We start from the raw sequence: 19,357 nt of genomic DNA on the forward strand, positions 1-19,357 counted from the left end.
GATCTCAAAAGCTGCACCAGTAAAAGGGCTAGGCGCGTTAAAGATAGTGTTTGACGATGTTATCGATCTCTCCCGAGGCTTTTAGATCCGACAGGCGTTGATTAATAAAGTGTTGTACTTCAGGTTTCATCTCTGGAGAAAAGGCCAGATAGATCGAATAGTCGGGGATCACAGCGCTAAAAGATTGAATCTCAAATTGTTCGAGTGGCAGTTCCAGACGTTTTAAGTTGTACATCACCCGCGATTCCATCTCGACAAACGCCGTATCGCCTGGCGTTCTCTGAATTACGCGATATGCGGCGTCGTAATCTTTAACGCGCATCTCGTTGACGGTTTTATCTTCAAAAAACGGCATTAAGTTTGGGTAGTCGAAACCTAGCAGCAACACGATGGAACGACCTTTGATGTCTTGCATGGTATTGAATTTAAAAGGCGCATCACTGCTGGATACCAACACGTGTTTTACAGTGTAAATAGGCTCTTTAGATAAGTTTTCTGATTGAACTCGGCCCCAATCAGGGCTGCCGTATGTCAGCCAGTTTTCTTCCCCACCCGCTTCTAATACTGAAATCATGCGCTTAAACGGATAGGTGTGAAAATTCACCTTATAATCTGAGTTGGCAAAAATCGCGTTCACAATATCCGTCACGATCCCGGCGTGTTGTTGTCCTTGTTGTTCGATTTGAAATGGCCTTGCTTGGTCGGCGATAACGTAATAATTCACCTCTTCAGCGGCGGTCGCTGCACTGACTGCCATACAACTAAAAGCCAATACACGTAGAAGTCCTTTCATCCTATCCTCGATTATTATTTGCTCACGACTATATTTAGAGTAGCGCAAGATTATCGGAGTGATTTCATATGGATGTAAAAGAGCGAACTCAACGCCGGTTTAGTATCGGTAACCAGCTTATGCTGGCGGTTTTAACGTTGAGTTTGATCTTTACGTTAGTCATTTCTGCTATCAGTTTATACCGTGATTTTCAAGAAGAGTTGTCCCATCTCGACACCGACTTAAAACAAGTGGAGTCGAGCTACCTCTCCAGCTTTTCAGCCAGTTTGTGGGTTGAAGACCGTGAGCTGTTACTCACCCAAGCGCTGGGAGCGATGCGTTTGCCATCGGTGGATTACCTATGCATTGCTACCAAAGACGAAGTTATCATCGAGCTCGGAACAGAAATCAAGCAAGATGTGGTTGAGAGGCGTTGGCCGATGCAGTTTAGTGTGGGGGAAAAAACGTTTGAGCTCGCAGAGCTGACTGTGCAGTCTGACCTTAGCGCCGTCTATCAAGATTTATGGCAACAGTTCTTTTTTCTGCTCACGACAGAAGCGATAAAAATTTTGCTGTTGATGGTTGGGGTGTTGTGGGTTGCCTTCCGTTTATTGGTGAATCCTTTGCAGTTGCTTTCCGGTGCGGTGAGTGATTTTAGCGGCGGTAATGCGCCGAGTACGGTCACGCTGCCCAAACGTTGGTGTTTTGATGAAGTCAGCTTGTTGGCGCAAAAATACAATCGAAGCGTGCAAAAAGTGCGTGAGCATCAAGCCGAGTTAGAAGCAGAGCGAGATAAGGCGGAAGTTGCCAATCGCAAGAAAAGTGAGTTTCTCGCGACCATGAGCCACGAGATCCGCACCCCTATGAATGGCATTATTGGTGTGGCGTCGCTGCTTAGTGATACTAAGCTCGATCCGCAGCAAAAAGAATTTGTGGAGATCATCGATAACTCATCGCAATCGCTCATGACCATTATTGATGACATCCTCGATTTCTCCAAAGTCGAAGCGGGGAAGGTGGAACTCGCCAGCGAGACGTATCATTTTCGCCAGTTATTAGATGATGTGATCAGCTTACACACAGTAAAAGCGCAGCAAAAGAATTTGCAATTGCTCAGTGATATCGACCCTAAGTTGCCCGCTGAAGTACAAGGAGATGAAGGGCGTCTGAAGCAGGTGCTCAATAACTTACTTAGCAACGCGGTCAAATTCACCGAGCGTGGTCATGTCAAATTACTTGTCTCATTGCACGAGCAAAACAACGATATCGCCCAAGTTCGCTTTCGCGTGGTGGACTCGGGGATAGGTATTGCCAAAGAGCACCAGCAAGCGGTGTTTGAAAGCTTTCAACAAGCCGATGGCAGTACAACTCGCAAATATGGTGGTACAGGGTTAGGTTTGGCGATTTGTGCCCAACTCGTTCACATCATGGGTGGAGACATCAAGCTAACCAGTGAACTTGGCTTGGGAAGCTGTTTCGATTTCACCATTCCTTTAACGGTGGTGAGTGGTCTTCCAACATATACCGATCCGCTCAATGTGCTCGATTTTCCTCGAACAGAGGCGAATGAGGCAACGAACAAAAATCCAGATACGCCGTGGGTTTTGATTGTCGAAGATACAGAAGTGAATCAGAGGGTTGTTCGCATTATGCTGGAGCAGCTAGGGCTTAAAGTCAGTGTCGCGAGCCATGGTGAAGAAGCGCTGCAGTTATGCCGCGAGCACGCCTTTGATCTCATCTTTATGGATTGCCAAATGCCAGTGATGGATGGGTTTATCGCGACAGAACAGATCCGTGACATGAATGAGTGGGGCGCTCACGTGCCGATCATCGCATTAACTGCCAATGTCGTGAAAAAAGATCAGCAGCGTTGCTTTGAAGCGGGCATGAACGAGTTTGTTGCTAAGCCTGTGACGAAGGCGCGATTACAGCAAATCTTTGAACAATATTTGCCAAAAGCCCTCAAAAATATCGCCACACCCAAGTGAGTAACTTGAAATTGATCAAGTTAAGTGCGTTTCTATTCTGCAATTGTAACTCTGTATGCTATAGTGCGCGGCTAGTATTTAAAGTACCTTGAGGCTGTGAATGTCGTTTAATCTATCCCTGTTGCCGCCTGATGAAAAAAACAAGATCGAACTGGATAAACAAGCGTCGTTTTTGGTTTGGAAACTCAGAGAGGCCAAATCTGGCCCTGAAGCAATAGAAGAACAGCTGTCTAAGATTAACGATGCTGATGAAAAAGTCTTTTTTCAACAGGCAGTCGAAAAGTACAAACGAGTAATGGGTGTCGCATGATGCGAACCGTGGCTCGGTGTAAACCGTAGCGGCGAATGAGGTTTCCTCCCCATTCCTTTGCAGAGTGAAATGGACAATGTTTCACTCTTTGCTAAAATCCTTCGCATTAAATTTGAACTTAGAGAGACATCCCGATGGGAAGAAGTTTTGAAGTGCGCAAAGCCTCTATGGCGAAAACTGCAGGCGCAAAAATTAAAGTTTATTCCAAATACGGTAAAGAAATTTACATGTGTGCGAAAAACGGTGGTAGTGACCCAGACATGAACTTGTCTCTGAAACACCTAATCGCAAAAGCGAAAAAAGACCAGGTTCCTGCGCACGTTATTGAAAAAGCACTAGACAAAGCAAACGGCGGCGGTGGTGAAGACTACGTACCTGCACGTTACGAAGGCTTTGGTCCTGGTGGCACAAGCGTGATCGTCGACTGTCTAACAGACAACGGCAACCGTACTTTCCAAGATGTTCGCCAATGCTTTGTAAAAGTTGGCGCGAAAATTGGTGTGGAAGGTTCTGTGTCTCACATGTTCGATCACCAAGCGGTATTCCAATTCAAAGGCGAAGACGATGAAGTGATTCTTGAAACGCTAATGATGGAAGACGTAGACGTAACTGACGTTGAACTAGAAGATGGTGTGATCACAGTATTTGCTCCTCACACTGAGTTCTTCAAAACGAAAACAGCGCTAAACGCAGCATTCCCTGATCTGACAATTGATGTGGAAGAAATTACTTTCGTTCCTCAAACTCAAACGCCAGTAACGGGTGAAGACGCAGAGAAATTCCAGAAGTTCCTAGACCTTCTAGATGACTGTGACGACGTTCAACAGGTATACCACAACGCTGAGCTATAATTTTTAGCTTTCGTTGTTGTAAAAAAGGCTTCCCGAGGGAAGCCTTTTTTGATCGTGCTGAATGTTGCGAGTAGCGCTAAGTATTACGGTATTTGGAGTAACACAGAGACATGATTACGCCAAAGCAGATGCCCTGTGTCAGCATGGCAGTTCCGCCGTAACTAAAGAATGGAAGCGGGCTTCCCATTACTGGCAACAATCCACTCACCATTCCAGTATTAATAAAGGCGTAGAGGAAGAAGCTCATCGCCAAGGTGCCACTGACTAAGCGACTAAAAAAGTGCTCAGATTGGCATGCTAGCAACATCACCCGTGCTGTAATAAATAGGTATAGCGTCAGCAATACCACACAGCCAATGAACCCCCATTCCTCCGCATAGGTTGAAAAGATAAAGTCGGTATGACTTTCTGGAATAAAGCCCAGTGTTCCTTGTGTGGCATTCATCCAACCTTTGCCTTTCATACCGCCCGAACCGATCGCAATCAGCGACTGAATGATTTGGTAACCAGAGCCAAGTGGGTCAGATTCTGGGTGTAAGAACTGAGTCACACGGCTTTTTTGGTAGGCTTCCATCACGAAAAACCACAGAATCGGCGCGAGCGTTAGAACGCTCACCACAAATCCGCCAATGATTTTCCAGCTCATACCCGCAAAAAATAACACGAACAGCGCGTAGATCACGGTAAAGATCGCACCATCCAGATCGGGTTGCAGAGCGATCAACCCTGCGGGAACCAAGGTAATCATCAAACAAAGCGCGATTTTACGAAAGTCAGGTCTGCCGCCTTCCAGATGCAGCATCCAAGCGATCATGATCGGAATCGACAGCTTAATTAATTCCGAAGGTTGAAAACGAAAAAAGCCGATATCTAGCCATCGTTGTGAACCGTTAGTGCTGTCACCAAACAGCGCGACGGCCAGCAGTAACGACACGGCGACAAAATACAAGTACGGTGCCGAGCGTTGATAACTGGCTGCTGGAATGGATGACATCACCAGAATACACACCAGTGTCAGTGCGCAGCGGGCTAAGTGTTTAAAGAGCATGGATTCATCGAAGCCACTGGCGCTCCATAGCGTCAGCGAACTCAATAACATGATCGGAATTATCGCCATCAAAAGTGGCAAATCGATTCTTGGAAAGAAACGCTTGTTCATTTACTACAACCTAAAAACGCTCTCAAAAGAGCGAAAACAACCAGAACTCAAGAGAGTTCAAACTATTCCGATGCTAAGAATCCAATAGGTCGGGTATGTTGGCTTTCTTAGATTTGTTGAAAGTGAAAGCGCAACAGGCCTGTTCACAGATGCGGCGCAAAGGAGTGCGAGAAAGGAGGTGCAGCATCATCTGTTGTGGTACGTCGACTGGGAATGTTGTGAAGAGGATAAATACACCAGCCTTGATATTTTCGCCACTCTTTTTATCGTACTTAGTGTTGAATCCAGCAATAATTGATAACTCGCTCGGATGTTATTGTGTTTTCACTCAAAACCATTTATCGCCGCTCACGCCCATTTACTCCCTAAAAATACCATTGGTCGCATCCTACAGCTGACTATGAAGCGATGGCGTAATCTGAAACCATCAAATCACGTTCAACTAAGGACAGTCACCATGATGGTTTTCAATCTTCATTTATCCAGAGCCACAGCCTTGCTCGGCGCTGCATTGGCTGCGTTTACCTTGAGTAGCAGCTTGGCGTTGGCAAACCCTACTGAGCAGTTACTAACCCGTTTTAACCAAGCCGCACAGGGCGACACGGGTTTGGTGGATACTGTACATGACGAGCTTTCACAATTAGTTCAAAAGCAAGGCGCTACGCCTGTGACATTGGTTTACCTTGGCAGCAGTGAAACCTTGCAAGGGCGTGATGCGTTTATGCCATGGAACAAGATGAAGTTCACTGAACGCGGGCTTGCCACCATTCAGAAAGGTTTGGATTTAATGGCAAACCAACCTATGCCGATTCAAGAGCAGCAGCGTTTACAAGGGCTACCAGAATATCAATTGGCTACTGCGATGGCGGCCACTACTTACACTTCGCTTCCGGATATGTTTAATCACTTTGAGCGTGGGTACGAGCTGTACCTGACCCTGCTTAATGAACCGAGCTTCAATCAACAACCGTTCGCGGCAACGGCTTGGGTTTACCTTTACGCCATTGAAGCAGCGCTGCGTGCTGAGGACATGGAGCAAGCGCAGAAATGGTTGGCGAAAATGGAAAGTTTCGATAGCACTCACTTAGAAACGCAAACTGCCAAAGCGTTACTGGCTAAACATTAAGGAGGCGTCATGATCGTTTTCAGTCAACTAAGTCGCGATTACTCCCTTGGCAGCCAGACCGTACGCGCGTTGCAAGAAGTCTCTGGTGAGGTGTTTGCCGGTGAAATGGTGGCGCTGTGTGGGCCTTCCGGCTCAGGAAAAAGTACCTTACTCAATGTGCTTGGCATGTTGGATTCACAATATCAAGGTCAGGTAACGTTTGCTGGTCAACCTTACCCGAGCTGACAAATGCAGGCTGCGAAAATGCGCCGCGAGAAGCTGGGTTTTATATTCCAAAAATTCAACTTGGTGCCAGTGATGACGGCTTTGGAGAACGTCGCTTATCCGTTGCATCTCAACGGTTTTTCAAAAACAGAACAAACTGAACTTGCCTCACAGATGCTGGAACATGTGGGGCTGGGAGAATTTATCCATCACATGCCCGATAACTTGTCTGGTGGTCAGCAGCAACGGGTAGCGATTGCTCGCGCTTTGGTTCACAAACCTGCATTAGTGATTGCCGACGAGCCAACAGCAAGCCTCGATAGCCAAACCGCAAACAAAGTCATCGATATTATGAAAGGGCTCGGGCACGAGTTTGGTACCACCTTCATTGTCGCCACTCACGACCCTCGTATGGCATCACGCTGCGATCGCACCATCGAGCTGGTGGACGGCAAAATCATCCAAACGCACGCCAGTGTGGAGGAGGTCTCATGGGCAAGTTGATTCCCGTTTCGGTTCGCCTTGCTTGGCTGAACCTACAACGTAATCGCCGACGCAGTTTGTTGTCGATGCTGATCATCGCCATTGCAGTTTTTGCGCTGACCAGCGCAGGTGGTTTCGGCCTTTATACCTACGACAGCTTGAAAGAATCCACAGCGCGAGACACGGGGCATCTGACATTAACCACGCCGGGTTATTTCGCTAAAGAAGAAGAGATGCCATTGAGCAATGGTTTGAGCCATGCCGATGCGATCACCAAACAGTTGATTGGTTTGAGTGAGGTGCGAGGCGTACAGCCACGAGTGGAATTCAGCGGTTTGATCTCTAACGGCAGCAAGTCCTCGATTTTTATTGGTATCGGCGTTAACGAACGCGAGTTCGATATGAAAGGGCCGTTTTTGGACGTGCGTGATGGGCAGACGCTTTCCAACATTCATGCCTCTCGCTACGACGCTTCTGAGCCAGAAGTGATGCTTGGAGTGGATCTTGCCAATAATCTGAGCGTCAACGTGGGAGATTGGATTACCTTACTTGCTACTACGACAGATGGCGCTTTGAACGCTTACGACTTTAAAGTTCGCGGTATCTACTCAACTGGCGTTCCTGAGCTGGATAAACGCCAACTTTACGTACACATCAACAGTGCTCAGTCTCTGCTGGGGTCGGACAAAGTCAGTGCGCTGTCAGTATTTCTGTTCGACACCAGCTTAACCAACAAGGTTGAACAGCAAGTCGCGATGATTCTAAACAAACAACAACCGAGCTTTGGCGATCAAGAGGTTGAAATCACGCCTTGGCAAGAGCGTGCGTTCTTCTATCTAAAAGTGAAAGATTTGTACGACCGTATTTTCGGCATTATGGGCGCCGTGATGGCTCTGGTTGTGTTTGTCGCGTTGTTCAACACCATGACTATGTCTGTGACTGAGCGTACTCGTGAAATCGGCACCTTGTCCGCATTGGGCAGTTATCCCCGAGAAATCATCGCCGGATTTTTACGCGAAGCGGGTTTACTCGCGTTGATTGGCAGTTTAATCGGCGCCTTGTTTACCGCGCTGGAGACCATTTTTTTGATGATGGTGGACGTACAAATGCCGCCACCGCCAGGACGCACAGAAGGCTACCCATTGACGATTTACTTTTCTTGGGAGCTGGTGGCTGCTGCAGGGTTATCAGTATTGCTGATTTGTTTGGTCGCGGCGTTTTTCTCGGCGCGTAAAGGCGTAAACAAGCCAATTACGGAGGCACTGATCTATGTTTAATTTCAAACCATTACTAACCATCACACTATTGGCTGTCAGCAGCGTTGCGAGTGCTGCTGAACAAGCGCTGGATGCACAACAAGTTGCGCAATTGATTGAGAAAGCCAACAGCTACCGCTTGCAAGATAATTCTTCTAAAGTGGTGTCGCTGGTGCGTTTGTATCAAGACCAAGAGTTGGATAAAACGCGTCTCTACCATGTGTACACGCGGCCAAACCGTGAATCGCTGGTGGTGTTCAAATCGGCGGTCGAAGCGGGGCAGAAGATGCTGATGATGGGCGATAACTACTGGCTGCAAATGCCAAAGAGCCGCCGCCCAATTCGTATTACGCCAATGCAAAAGCTGCTTGGTGAAGCCTCAATTGGTGATATTTCAACGTTGACGTGGAGCCAGGATTACCAAGGCGAGTGGAAAGCGACGGAAACCCTCACGATAAATGGACAGAGCATCGCGGCTTATCGCCTTGCCCTAACGGCCAAAACCAAGGGGGCGAGTTATCAGAAGATCGATTTGTGGTTGTCTGAGCAAGACGCGTTCCCGATCAAAGCGGATCTTTATTTGCGTTCAGGCAAGCTTGCTAAGCAAGCGCAATACGGACGAGCGACCAACCTCGGCAAAGATTACGTCAGTGAGATGACCCTGCTCGACAGTATTCAACCGAGCAAAAAGACGGTGATTGAGTATCAAGAAATCGTACCGTGGCAGTTGGATAACAAATTCTACAACCCGAGTTATTTGCCGAAAGCCAATACATCGGAGCTGTAATTTAAGGTTATTAACGCCATCAAGGATGTTTTATGAAAGTGCGATTCTTTAACGCCATCATCAATGTAGACAGCGCAGCGATTAGCTTCAGTGTTTTCATTGCCGCTTCATTATGGATGGTTGCACCTGTTGCGGCCAATGATGAGCTGAGTTTTGAATGGGATTGGGCGGTAAGTTACGAAACCGCCAAGCTGCGAGATAGCGCGTTTATGGAGGCGCAAGGAAGCGCGCGTGACTCGCTCAACGCTTTACTTGATGTGCAAGTGAATTATCAAAACATCAGTGGCTTATTCACCTTGTACAGCCAAGGTTTGTATCTCAATCAGCAAGGTGAGCATGAATGGTGGGGCGAGGCGGATAATCAACTTCTTATCCGAGAACTGGCGTGGCAGGGCGAATGGCAAGTTGGTGATACCACTTTGGATGTCAGCGCAGGCAAGTTGCGCGTTGATTGGGGCGTAGGTTATGGCTGTCGACCCTTAGATCTGTTCAAACCATATCGACAAAATCCGGTCGGCTTGGTGGCAGAGGAGGGAGCGGGTGTGTTTTCACTTTCGTATTACGACATGTCAGGTGTATGGACGGTGATTGCAACAGACTCAAGTTGGGGACAACAGGATCAAAGCGCGCTTGATCAAGCCGCGGAGCAGCGTGGGTTTGGGATTCGCCGTTATGCGTTGGTGGGCGATACGGAGTACCAACTCATAGGCTATTACGATGATGTGCGTCGGGGCTTGTTGGGTGCGAGTGCCATTGCCGTGTTGGATGAATCTTTAGCCATGCACAGCTCGTTGCTGTGGCAAAAGCAGAGCGTTGGCTATCAGTTTAAAAATGAAGTGCAGCCGAGCGGTCGTTATCAACCCGTGACGGTGGAAGAACAAGGCAGCGCTTTCCAAGCGTTGGTGGGATTAAATTGGGCGAACCAAGCCGGACACAATGTGATCGCCGAATATTGGTATGACAGCCGAGCATGGTCGAAAAGCCAATGGGAGCAAGCAATCGCACGTGGAGAATGGCTCTCCCAATCGTCGGATACGACTCTACTTGCTACTAGCTACGCCCAAGGGTTTCAACACGCCAATATTGTTCAGCACAATCTCATGTTGCATTGGCGCTGGGATCTTGAAGCGTGGACAGCGTGGCGCGGAAGAGCGGATTTGGAGTGGCTTAGCGATGTCACTCCAACGTTGGACGTCATGTACTCGCCGCAAGATGGCGGTGTGATTGTGACGCAATGGCTGAATTACCAATGGATTGACACTGGCGATCAAAGTGTAGAAGTGGAAGTTGCCGCACGCTTTTTAACCGGAGAGGACCATTCTGCTTACGCACAAATCAACGATAAGCATATGATTGTATTTAACATCAAAGGGAAATTTTAAATGTGTTCAGCTAAGTCAATGGTAGCAAGTGGATGGCAGCGCAGTGTGGTTGTCACCACGTTGTTTTGTTTGTTTATCTCGGGAATGACGCTCTCAGTTTGGGGCGGTCCGTACTACGTGCATGTGCTGGTGAGCTTTGGTTTTGGCTACTCTGCGCTGTTCTTCTCGTGGTTGATCGACAAGTTGTTTCCGACCATCCCACGCATGCTAGAAATTGCGCTATCACTGACTGCGTGTTTGTTGTTTGGTGTAATTAATGCGCAGTTTTGGCTCGGTGAATACTTCGGTATTTCGGGCATGTTGCCAGTTTTACTGATGGGCCTGCTGTTTAGCGGTATGTGTTATTTTTATTTTCATTCACGCGAAAAAGAAGCCATTGCACAGCGTGAGCTAGAGAGCATCAAACGTGAAAACGCCGAACAAGAACGAGCCCTTTTACTCAGCCAGCTCAAGCAGATGCAAAGCCAAATTGAGCCGCATTTTCTGTTTAATACGCTTGCCAATATCAGCGCGTTGATGTCGCAAGACGTCGATAAAGCCAAACAAATGTTGGATCAACTCACTGCGTTATTGCGTGCAACGCTAAAAAGCTCGCGTGAGGAGCACACCACGGTTGAGAATGAAATCGCCTTGATTGACGCTTATCTGGGTATTCAAAAAATTCGTTTAGGCGAGCGCTTAAGTTACACAATCGAGGTGCAAGAAGGGTTAGGAAATACAGAGTTGCCTCCGATGATGCTGCAACCTTTGGTAGAGAACGCCATTATTCACGGCATCGAGCCAAAACGTGAAGGTGGTGAAGTCCAATTGCTGATAAAGCAAGAGAAACAGCTGTTGCAAATTGAAGTGAAAGACACTGGCGTGGGGTTGAGTCACGTCAGCAATCACTCTGGTTCGGGGATTGGGCTGAGTAACCTTAAACAGCGCATGGATGCCTTATTTGCTGGCAAAGGTCAGGTGTCGATCAGTGAATCTTCCGAAGGTGGTGTAAGTGTGCGTTTGAGTTGGCCAATGATAAGTAAGGAACAGTGAAATGAATACAGGGTTTACTGCCATTATCGCCGATGATGAGCCGTTATTGCGGCATCATCTCGACAAAAGCCTCGCGGAAGTGTGGCCAGAGTTGGACATCGTTGCCAAGGTAGCTGATGGCGAACAAGCCTTGCTCGCCATTGAGCAAAGCCAACCTGATATTGCCTTTCTCGATATTCGTATGCCCGTGTTAGATGGCATGAGTTTGGCGCAAAAACTCAATCGTTTGGCCAACCCGCCTTTGATCGTGTTTGTTACTGCTTATGATGACTATGCCATTAAAGCGTTTGAGCAAAATGCGGCAGATTACCTGCTCAAACCCATTTCCGATGCTCGTTTGCAAACGACCTGTGAACGAGTCAAAGCTCGACTCAGCCAACGAGGAAGCGACAACAGCCATGTTCAGATGAATAGTTTGTTGGAACAACTGCAACAGTTGTCTGCGCCTCAAACACCGCAATACTTACAGTGGATTAAAGCCACGCAAGGTGACGATATTCATCTCATCGCGACGTCTGATGTGCTGTATTTCAAAGCGGAAGAAAAATACGTTTCGGTGTATGCGCAGCAAGGGAAGGGGGAAGTGCAAGAATATTTGATCCGCACATCGCTCAAAGAGTTGATTGGGCAGCTCAACCCAGAGCAGTTTTGGCAAGTGCATCGCTCAAGCGTGGTGCAAGTGTCTAAAATCAGTAAAGTAAACAAAGACTTTGCAGGAAGAATGTTTGTTTATGTTGGTGAAACTAAGTTGCCAGTGAGCCGCGCTTCTCAAAGTTTGTTTAAAGGCATGTAACTTTTCCCTAATCCGTTGCTGCTCACTCTTTACACTGTAAACTCGCCCCACATCATCTAAATTATCAAGGAAGATAAATGAGTTATCGTGTGACTTTATTGAATGCGACGGGAGCGTTGTCTTCTGTTGCTGATTATTTGTATGAACAGCTGAATAGCCTGAGTCTACAACTCGCCGATCATTTTGAGCTGAACAATATTGATGTCACCATCAGTCCATTTGGTCATGGTGATGCGCCGCAAAGTGGCATTGGTGGTTACTGCTTAAGCCCCTATCGAGTCGAAGTCTTGTTAGACACTCAGCGCACGGATATAAAAACCGTCATTGAAAACGAACTGGCTGCAGTGCTCGCGCATGAATTGCATCATCTGTTTCGGATGCGAGCGGGAGAAAATGGGCTCACTCTTGGAGAGGTGTTGATCATGGAAGGCTTGGCTTGCCATTTTGAACGTCAGGTCAACGGCGGCATCATTCCGAGTTTGTTTGAGTTGATAAAAGACCGCGACTGGCGGCCGTTTTACACAGAGATGAAAGATAAGTTAACGAGCTTAGATTACAACTTTGATGCTTACTTTTTGGGAAGCGATGAAAGCCGCTGGCCGAAGTACATGGGGTATTGGGTGGGGTATAACCTAGTCGCGGAATACCTAGCTAATTTTCATGGTTCTGAACTCGCTTTGGTCGGTGCCAAAGCCGAGATTTTCTATCAATAATTCTATCTAATCCAAGAATTCCTACTAATCATCAACACAAAAAAAGCGCCTAAGTCAGAAGAGATTAGGCGCTTTTTCTTATCTTGGAGCGGACAGAGGCGACTATTCGCTGATCGTCACTTTTTCAATAATGATAGGTTCGCATGGCACATCATCGTGACCCTGCTTTGATGTCGTTTTCACTTTCGCGATGCGATTAACCACATCCATGCCCGCTGTCACTTTTCCAAATACCGCGTAGCCCCAACCCAAGTTGGTGGTGGCGGTGTGATCTAAGAAATCATTGTCTTCCAAGTTAATGAAGAACTGCGCAGTTGCTGAGTGCGGCGCGTCGGTACGTGCCATCGCAATTGTGCCGACGGTATTTTTTAGGCCACGGTTCGCTTCGTTTGCGATTGGTGCGCGGGTTGGTTTTTCTGTCATGTCCTCAGTGTGACCGCCACCTTGAATCATAAAACCGTCGATAACGCGGTGGAAAATCGTGCCGTTGTAGAAGCCCTCTTCACAATATTTTTTGAAGTTTTTTGAGCTTACTGGCGCTCGTTCCAAGTTCAGTTCAATGTCGATGTCACCGAAATTGGTGGTCATAATAATCATGTCGATTTGCCCTTGTGGGTGCTAAGTTGGCGGCATTATAGCGAAGTCGTTTCTAGGCCGTAACAAAAACAGCGACGTCATGGCGTCGCTGTTTTTATTTGTCGGTTAGCCTGTTAGATTAAACCGTGAAACGACCAACCAAGTCGTAGAGCTCGTTGGCTTTGTGATTGAGGTTTTGGCTTCCCGAGCGGTTTTGGTTGGCAAGGCTTGCCGATTGACTACTTTGCTGCGAAATGACCTCAACACGTTGAGAGATTTCTTGTCCCACTTGGCTCTGTTCTTCGGTTGCAGTGGCGATCAGCGTGTTCATGTCCATAATGTTGGCAATCGCTGCTTGAATGTCTTGCAACGCAACCGAGGCAGCGCGCGCCTCTTCTACCGTTGCTTCACCGCGCGCTTGGCTTGATTCCATCGCACGTACAGCGGCATCTGAGCCAGATTTTAGTTGCTCAATCATTTTATGGATATCGCCCGTACTGTCTTGAGTGCGGCTTGCCAGCTTGCGGACTTCATCTGCTACTACCGCGAATCCACGTCCTTGATCGCCAGCTCGCGCAGCTTCAATCGCGGCGTTTAGCGCAAGCAAATTAGTTTGCTCGGCAATATCTTGAATCACTTCTAAAGACGATGAGATGTTTTGAACGTCGCTTTCTAAACGGGCAATCACAGTGCTCGCCTCTGAAACTTCGCTTGCCAGCTCTTCGACAGAATTCGCAGCGGAATCGACGATGTGTTTCGCTTGTTGAGCGTTTTCATCGGCGTGTCGCGCTGATTCTGCTGCTTGGTTAGCGTTGTTCGAAATCTCATGCGCGGTGGCTGTCATTTCCGTCATCGCTGCGGCAACTTGCTCGGTTTCTTCACGTTGACCGCCAGCGAGTTCGTCGACTTGAGAGGCGCGTTGCGACATGTTGTTGGTTTCTGCGACGACTTCTTCACCAACTTGAGTCACGCTCTTGATGATGCCCTGTAGGCTTTCAACAAAGATATTGAAGTTGTGCGCTAACTGTTTGAACTCAGGTACGTTGGACTCGTGCATGCGCGCCGTAAGGTCGGCATCGCCTTGCGCGAAGGATTGGATCGAGGCATCAAACTGTTCGATTGGTCGCATGATGCTACGATTCACAAACACGGCGAAGATAGCAACTACGGCAGCGATAGAAACGCAGAACAGCGCGATGGCCACTAGAGTCGTGTTGAGCGCGTCATGGGCTGAAGCTTCCATTTCTGCAATGACGGCATCAATGTCATCGGTGTAGAAGCCGGTACCGATCATTAAATCCCACTCAGGAATGAACATTGAGTAGCTCAATTTCGGTAGCGCCTCTGTTTGTCCTAGTTTCGGGAAGTAATAGGTAGTGAATTCACCCGTTTTGGCGTTTTTCAGCAAATCTTGAATCAGGTAATTACCTTTCTTGTCTTGCAGGTTATAGAAGTTTTCACCGATGCCTTTGTCGTTCTTGCCGACCACAACACGGACGCCTTTGGAGTTGTAACCGAAGATGTAGCCCGTCTCACCAAATTCCAGCTCTCGTAAAACGGGAAGAGCTTCTTCTAATGTCGCATTTTTCTTGAGTAGCGGTTCAATCGCCGAGCGAGCCATCTGAACATAGTTTTTCAGCTCGGCTTTTTTCATCGCCATCATGGTGGTGTGGGTCTGATCAATTTGCTGTTGGTTATAAGCGTTAGTTTGCAGGTAGGTGAACCACATCATACCTAGTGCAATGGTGAGTACTGGAATGATGGAAAGAATATACAGTCGCTTTCTTATGGTTAGATTCATAGAGACTTCCTTACTTCTCGGCGCAGCGTTACGAAAAGGCAAAATTCAATCGATTTGCCGGATAAATATATGGCTATTTATTTTTGTAGTGATTGCAGATTAACCGACTTAGTAGGAGAGAAGTACTGGAAATGTACGATTTATCGCGAGCGTATTAACATTTTCAAGCGTGATCACAATTACCGAGAGCAGCGGCTAGAATTACAACGAGAAGTGCCCGTTAACCAATATGAGATGCGATACCTATTTTGGGCGAAGCGCAGATAAAGCCAGTCCGCAACAGGTCTGATGAGTCGCCAGCGCAGTGGTGCATACAACCAACCTCGTCCAACAAGCTGCCAAGCTCGGTAGGTCACATCCAGCCCGAGGAGTAAATTTCCGTGGTTGTCCAAGGCATGCAGAATGGTGTTGGCACGATCAGGGGCGATTTGCGGATAGGCCGAAAAAGCGTCGCTGTAAATATCAACGGTGTTTATCTCTTGCTCATGATCGTGTTGGCGTAATGCCTTCATCTCTTTGGCGCACAGTGGGCAAGTGCCGTCGTAGAAAATAGTCAGTTTAGTCATATCAATTCGTCATTGCATTGGGGCTGCTTGATGGTTTCTCGCTGCTTTTACGTGGCGATGCTTCTTTGGGTTCATTGTGCTGCAGGTAGTGCTGCCAGTTAGTGCGAATATTTTCGTAATTGTATTGGCAGAAGTCTTTGCGATCTCGAAGGTAGTCTTTTTCAACTTCGTCGAGTAACGATTTGTACTGTTCAGGATCGCTGCCATACACCAAGCACAAAGTGGAGAAGTAACGCTGCAGGTCAAAACTGTGTTCGTCAATGTACTCGCCAAAATCGTAATAGTCGGGTCTGTCATCGGACTCAAACGCAAACATGTCGGCGGCACTGATGGCCATATCGGCGCCATCGTCTAAATAGTCGATCAGTAAAATAGTGGCGAAATTGTCAACGGCATCTTCTTCTTTCCCCAACACAGGGATGCTTTGATCCTCGATGTACGCATGCCCAGCTTCATGCAGCAAAGTGTGTAATAAGGTATCTAATGCACCAGTCTTTGGCGATTTTCCGTAGCGATCTTCATATTGGTTGTTGGAGAAGTAATTGAGCGACTCCAAGTAAAACGTATAAGGAATATGGATTGTGTGCGTGTCGGGATCGTACATAGGGCCATCTTCGCCGCCATAAATCAGAGTGAGCGGTTTACGAAAAGGGAAGTAGGCTTGAGAAAGTCGAACAAAAATCGGGTTCACATCGCTGCTTTGAATGGATTGCTCGGCAAGTTTGTCATGGGTTGTTTCTGCGGGTATGTACTCGATACGAATATTGTTCGCCGCGTTGGCAGAAGCGGCGCAGAGTAATAGCGCAGGGAGAAGCGATTGAATTTTCATGTTGAGCTCTTGTTATTTGAATGACTTGCATAAAAATTATACATGTTTTTGGCGAATGAATAATCGGGATTGGCGTTTGTCACTCTGCGCCAATTCATTTTATAGTTCGCCTAAAGGAGATCACTATGCCTAATCCACTGTTGTTACAACCCCAAATCCAATAGGCGTTGTTGACTGAGAACGCAGCAACAGCGCCACGAGAAATCGTTCCGTGGCAAAATTTTACTCTCTATTGAAGATGCAAATGCCATGACTAAACATTGGTCTAAAGTTCAGTATCTGCACCAAGTGGTGCAAAACGCCAACATCCATATTAAAGGTACTCACAGTTATTACAGCGATTGCTGGGATAATGGTTTTGAGCAATCCGTCGTTCGTTATCTGCTGGGGGATGAAATCAGCAAGCAGTGGCAACCCCGTTGGGAAGTCGACCAACTCTATATTGGTGATTATGTTTGTATCGCCGCCGAAGCGGTGATTTTAATGGGTGGCAATCACAATCATCGAACCGATTGGTTCTGCTTGTATCCGTTTCTTGATGATGTCGAACGTTCCTATCAAAGCAGGGGCGACACGATTATCGGAGATGCTGTTTGGATTGGAATGCGCGCGATGATCATGCCAGGCGTTACGATTGGAGAGGGCGCGGTGATTGCTGCAAACAGTGTCGTAACGAAAAACGTGCCGCCGTACACCGTGGTAGCGGGCGCTCCTGCTAAGCCGATCAAAACTCGTTTTGACCCAGAGACGATTGATAAGTTATTGGCTCTTAAGATGTATTCTTGGGATGAGGCTAAGTTTAACGCGCTTCGCTCTTTTATCTGTGGAAATGATATTGAGCAGTTAATCATTGCGGAAAGTAACTATAAAGGTGGCGAATGTCACTGAAATGAGGAAAATTATCAGCGATATGTTATAATCTCGCTCCGTTGTGACGAAAACTATTGTTGCAGCTTGTGCGTTTCCTTGGCATCGATTCGTTTAAATCACCATGAGTCAGAGTTGAAAAACTACGATAGGAACAAGCAAACTCAATTGTTTGAACGCGATCTCGGCGTTTTGACGGTTACAGCGGGAAGGAACTTTGTTCGATAGTAATCGACGCATTCTGTTTAAGTAAGGGAGCCCATTGCGCGGTTCAGAAAGTGTCACTAGAACTTACTCATAACATTATACCCGGCGCATTGACCACGCGTTTTTGGTTGAGGCAAAGGGCATTTGAAGGAGCTGTAAAGGCTCCTTTCACATTTAAGGGCGGCAAACAGCAAACCATTGGCACAATGCTTAACAAGCGCCCTTAAACTAGCCTAAGGCGCATGACACCATCTAATGAGTATTTTCGGAAATAAAGCGAGAAAATTTGCTATTGAATGAAGGTTAAACTAACACTCAATCATTACGGAGGATGAAGAGAACAATAATAAGAGGCGATATGAATCATTTAATATCTGTAGGTGCACTGGAATCCTTCTTGGTTGCGATCAGTGTGCTTTTCTTGGGGCATTTTATTAATGCTAAGTTACCGATTTTAAAGAAGTTCAATATACCTGAGCCGATTGTAGGTGGCCTTATCGTAGCCTGCATCATTACTGCTCTTCATTTTAACGGTGTCGACTTGGAGTTTGATCTACCGTTACAAAACACCTTTATGCTGATGTTCTTTGCCACGGTTGGTTTAGCGGCAAACTACACTCAGTTGATGAAAGGAGGCGCGAAGGTTTTTATCTTCTTAGCGGTCGCGTCTTTCTATATCATCATTCAAAACGGTGTCGGCGTGTCACTTGCGGCGGCATTGGGTTTAGACCCATTAATGGGGTTAATCGCGGGTTCGATTACTCTGTCTGGTGGTCACGGCACGGGGGCGGCGTGGTCACAAACTTTCCAAGACGTGTACGGATTAAATAACGTTCTGGAAATCGCGATGGCATCGGCCACTTTTGGTTTGATCATCGGCGGTATCATTGGTAGCCCAGTGGCTCAACGCCTAGTGGAAAAACATGGTATCGAATCTGAGTACGGTCGTGGTGGTAGAGATGCCAAAACCCACGAGAAGTTCCCAGAGCTGGTGACGTACAACGAGTACGAAGAAGACAAAGTAACGGCGAAAAAGGTCGTGGAAAAACTCTTCTTCTTACTGATTTGTGTGACGGGTGCGAAGTACGTTGAACAGTGGGTGAGTACCTACGAAATTTCTTGGTTGATGATTCCTGATTTCGTTTACGCGCTGTTCATTGGTGTGATTATTACGAACTTCTTAGAGGTGACTAAGATTCGTAAGCTGGACGCTGAAACCGTCGATATGCTCGGTACGGTGTCGCTGTCTCTGTTCTTGGCGATGGCTCTCATGAGCTTGAAGCTATGGAACATCTTTGATTTGGCGATCCCATTCTTAGTGATTCTGGCGATTCAGTCGGTGATTTTGGCCATCTTCACCTATTACGTGACCTTTAAGGTAATGGGCAGCAACTACGATGCGGCGGTTATCTCGGGTGGTCACTGTGGTTTTGGTTTGGGTGCGACGCCAACAGCGGTGATGAACATGGGTTCTATTGTTAACCGTTTTGGTCCTTCGCCTCAGGCATTTATGGTGGTACCAATTGTTGGCGCGTTCTTTATCGACATCGTCAACTTAATCATCTTGCAAGGTTACATTTCTTTCCTTGGCTAGACGATTGGATAGATGAGCCCCTAAGGGTAAAAATAAAAACGGTCACAACGCAGGTTGTGAC

18 protein-coding genes and 1 pseudogene are annotated in these 19,357 nt (G+C 47.2%); 13 read left to right on the forward strand and 6 right to left on the reverse strand.

From position 1 onward, the window contains the following. Positions 1-37: 37 nt before the first annotated feature. Positions 38-793 (reverse strand): substrate-binding periplasmic protein, encoded by a 756-nt coding sequence (locus DYB02_RS20235; protein WP_005484702.1) that lies wholly within the window; start codon positions 791-793, stop codon positions 38-40. Between the two features lie 68 nt (positions 794-861). On the opposite strand from DYB02_RS20235, the gene DYB02_RS20240 reads away from it, so the two are divergent. From DYB02_RS20240 to DYB02_RS20250, 3 genes are all read left to right on the forward strand, one after another. Beyond that, complete coding sequence (locus DYB02_RS20240) at positions 862-2,760, forward strand: response regulator (RefSeq protein WP_029806602.1); 1,899 nt, start codon at positions 862-864, stop codon at positions 2,758-2,760. A gap of 100 nt (positions 2,761-2,860) precedes the next feature. Then, a complete protein-coding gene (locus tag DYB02_RS20245; RefSeq protein WP_005464888.1) occupies positions 2,861-3,070 on the forward strand; it encodes a DUF3283 family protein in 210 nt (69 codons plus the stop codon). A gap of 134 nt (positions 3,071-3,204) precedes the next feature. Next, complete coding sequence (locus tag DYB02_RS20250; protein ID WP_029806604.1) at positions 3,205-3,921, forward strand: YebC/PmpR family DNA-binding transcriptional regulator; 717 nt, start codon at positions 3,205-3,207, stop codon at positions 3,919-3,921. Between the two features lie 76 nt (positions 3,922-3,997). Here the strand turns inward: DYB02_RS20250 and rodA are convergent, their stop codons facing one another. After that, positions 3,998-5,080, reverse strand: coding sequence for a rod shape-determining protein RodA (rodA, locus tag DYB02_RS20255; RefSeq protein ID WP_005464909.1), 1,083 nt, complete (start codon positions 5,078-5,080; stop codon positions 3,998-4,000). A gap of 457 nt (positions 5,081-5,537) precedes the next feature. Between rodA and DYB02_RS20265 the strand changes: the two genes are divergently transcribed. The 8 genes and pseudogenes from DYB02_RS20265 to DYB02_RS20300 all read left to right on the forward strand — a co-directional run bounded on the left by DYB02_RS20265 (position 5,538) and on the right by DYB02_RS20300 (position 12,856). Beyond that, complete coding sequence (locus DYB02_RS20265; RefSeq protein ID WP_029806303.1) at positions 5,538-6,206, forward strand: hypothetical protein; 669 nt, start codon at positions 5,538-5,540, stop codon at positions 6,204-6,206. A 9-nt stretch (positions 6,207-6,215) separates the two neighbouring features. After that, positions 6,216-6,914 (forward strand): annotated as a pseudogene (locus tag DYB02_RS20270) (ABC transporter ATP-binding protein). Beyond that, the gene (locus DYB02_RS20275; RefSeq protein ID WP_029806306.1) at positions 6,902-8,170 is read left to right on the forward strand and encodes an ABC transporter permease; all 1,269 of its coding nucleotides are present in this window, start codon (positions 6,902-6,904) and stop codon (positions 8,168-8,170) included. Before DYB02_RS20270 ends, DYB02_RS20275 begins: the two are co-directional and overlap by 13 nt. Then, positions 8,163-8,936, forward strand: a complete 774-nt coding sequence (locus tag DYB02_RS20280; RefSeq protein WP_029806308.1) for an outer membrane lipoprotein-sorting protein — start codon at positions 8,163-8,165, stop codon at positions 8,934-8,936. Before DYB02_RS20275 ends, DYB02_RS20280 begins: the two co-directional genes overlap by 8 nt. A 32-nt stretch (positions 8,937-8,968) precedes the next feature. Continuing rightward, positions 8,969-10,318 carry a hypothetical protein gene (locus tag DYB02_RS20285; RefSeq protein WP_041954285.1) on the forward strand — a complete coding sequence of 450 codons (1,350 nt, stop codon included), beginning with the start codon at positions 8,969-8,971 and terminating at the stop codon, positions 10,316-10,318. Continuing rightward, positions 10,319-11,350 (forward strand): sensor histidine kinase, encoded by a 1,032-nt coding sequence (locus tag DYB02_RS20290; protein WP_025552679.1) that lies wholly within the window; start codon positions 10,319-10,321, stop codon positions 11,348-11,350. It begins immediately after the preceding gene. A 1-nt stretch (position 11,351) separates the two neighbouring features. Next, positions 11,352-12,143 (forward strand): LytR/AlgR family response regulator transcription factor, encoded by a 792-nt coding sequence (locus DYB02_RS20295; RefSeq protein ID WP_005481713.1) that lies wholly within the window; start codon positions 11,352-11,354, stop codon positions 12,141-12,143. A gap of 77 nt (positions 12,144-12,220) precedes the next feature. After that, the gene (locus tag DYB02_RS20300; RefSeq protein WP_029795294.1) at positions 12,221-12,856 is read left to right on the forward strand and encodes a DUF2268 domain-containing putative Zn-dependent protease; all 636 of its coding nucleotides are present in this window, start codon (positions 12,221-12,223) and stop codon (positions 12,854-12,856) included. Between the two features lie 102 nt (positions 12,857-12,958). Here DYB02_RS20300 and DYB02_RS20305 read toward each other — a convergent pair whose 3' ends face one another. The 4 genes from DYB02_RS20305 to DYB02_RS20320 all read right to left on the reverse strand — a co-directional run bounded on the left by DYB02_RS20305 (position 12,959) and on the right by DYB02_RS20320 (position 16,628). Then, positions 12,959-13,453, reverse strand: coding sequence for a peptidylprolyl isomerase (locus DYB02_RS20305; RefSeq protein WP_029805716.1), 495 nt, complete (start codon positions 13,451-13,453; stop codon positions 12,959-12,961). A gap of 118 nt (positions 13,454-13,571) precedes the next feature. Next, complete coding sequence (locus DYB02_RS20310; protein ID WP_015312741.1) at positions 13,572-15,233, reverse strand: methyl-accepting chemotaxis protein; 1,662 nt, start codon at positions 15,231-15,233, stop codon at positions 13,572-13,574. Between the two features lie 179 nt (positions 15,234-15,412). Next, complete coding sequence (locus tag DYB02_RS20315) at positions 15,413-15,799, reverse strand: thiol-disulfide oxidoreductase DCC family protein (protein WP_020838350.1); 387 nt, start codon at positions 15,797-15,799, stop codon at positions 15,413-15,415. A gap of 1 nt (position 15,800) precedes the next feature. Beyond that, a complete protein-coding gene (locus DYB02_RS20320; RefSeq protein ID WP_029805718.1) occupies positions 15,801-16,628 on the reverse strand; it encodes a DUF4344 domain-containing metallopeptidase in 828 nt (275 codons plus the stop codon). A 249-nt stretch (positions 16,629-16,877) separates the two neighbouring features. On the opposite strand from DYB02_RS20320, the gene DYB02_RS20325 reads away from it, so the two are divergent. Further along, positions 16,878-17,516: a CatB-related O-acetyltransferase gene (locus DYB02_RS20325; RefSeq protein ID WP_025503802.1), complete on the forward strand. Its 639-nt coding sequence runs from the start codon at positions 16,878-16,880 to the stop codon at positions 17,514-17,516. 544 nt (positions 17,517-18,060) lie between these two features. Next, positions 18,061-19,296, forward strand: coding sequence for a sodium/glutamate symporter (gene gltS / locus DYB02_RS20340; RefSeq protein ID WP_005464899.1), 1,236 nt, complete (start codon positions 18,061-18,063; stop codon positions 19,294-19,296). The last annotated feature ends 61 nt before the right edge of the window (positions 19,297-19,357 follow it).

Source organism: Vibrio parahaemolyticus (genome assembly GCF_900460535.1).
Lineage (GTDB): Bacteria > Pseudomonadota > Gammaproteobacteria > Enterobacterales > Vibrionaceae > Vibrio > Vibrio parahaemolyticus.

Bases quoted from the DNA above. Each gene is read 5' to 3' on its own strand.
- DYB02_RS20235 (WP_005484702.1), bottom strand. From the start codon at position 793: ATGAAAGGACTTCTACGTGTATTGGCTTTTAGTTGTATGGCAGTCAGT.
- DYB02_RS20240 (WP_029806602.1), top strand. From the start codon at position 862: ATGGATGTAAAAGAGCGAACTCAACGCCGGTTTAGTATCGGTAACCAG.
- DYB02_RS20245 (WP_005464888.1), top strand. From the start codon at position 2,861: ATGTCGTTTAATCTATCCCTGTTGCCGCCTGATGAAAAAAACAAGATC.
- DYB02_RS20250 (WP_029806604.1), top strand. From the start codon at position 3,205: ATGGGAAGAAGTTTTGAAGTGCGCAAAGCCTCTATGGCGAAAACTGCA.
- rodA (WP_005464909.1), bottom strand. From the start codon at position 5,080: ATGAACAAGCGTTTCTTTCCAAGAATCGATTTGCCACTTTTGATGGCG.
- DYB02_RS20265 (WP_029806303.1), top strand. From the start codon at position 5,538: ATGATGGTTTTCAATCTTCATTTATCCAGAGCCACAGCCTTGCTCGGC.
- DYB02_RS20275 (WP_029806306.1), top strand. From the start codon at position 6,902: ATGGGCAAGTTGATTCCCGTTTCGGTTCGCCTTGCTTGGCTGAACCTA.
- DYB02_RS20280 (WP_029806308.1), top strand. From the start codon at position 8,163: ATGTTTAATTTCAAACCATTACTAACCATCACACTATTGGCTGTCAGC.
- DYB02_RS20285 (WP_041954285.1), top strand. From the start codon at position 8,969: ATGAAAGTGCGATTCTTTAACGCCATCATCAATGTAGACAGCGCAGCG.
- DYB02_RS20290 (WP_025552679.1), top strand. From the start codon at position 10,319: ATGTGTTCAGCTAAGTCAATGGTAGCAAGTGGATGGCAGCGCAGTGTG.
- DYB02_RS20295 (WP_005481713.1), top strand. From the start codon at position 11,352: ATGAATACAGGGTTTACTGCCATTATCGCCGATGATGAGCCGTTATTG.
- DYB02_RS20300 (WP_029795294.1), top strand. From the start codon at position 12,221: ATGAGTTATCGTGTGACTTTATTGAATGCGACGGGAGCGTTGTCTTCT.
- DYB02_RS20305 (WP_029805716.1), bottom strand. From the start codon at position 13,453: ATGATTATTATGACCACCAATTTCGGTGACATCGACATTGAACTGAAC.
- DYB02_RS20310 (WP_015312741.1), bottom strand. From the start codon at position 15,233: ATGAATCTAACCATAAGAAAGCGACTGTATATTCTTTCCATCATTCCA.
- DYB02_RS20315 (WP_020838350.1), bottom strand. From the start codon at position 15,799: ATGACTAAACTGACTATTTTCTACGACGGCACTTGCCCACTGTGCGCC.
- DYB02_RS20320 (WP_029805718.1), bottom strand. From the start codon at position 16,628: ATGAAAATTCAATCGCTTCTCCCTGCGCTATTACTCTGCGCCGCTTCT.
- DYB02_RS20325 (WP_025503802.1), top strand. From the start codon at position 16,878: ATGACTAAACATTGGTCTAAAGTTCAGTATCTGCACCAAGTGGTGCAA.
- gltS (WP_005464899.1), top strand. From the start codon at position 18,061: ATGAATCATTTAATATCTGTAGGTGCACTGGAATCCTTCTTGGTTGCG.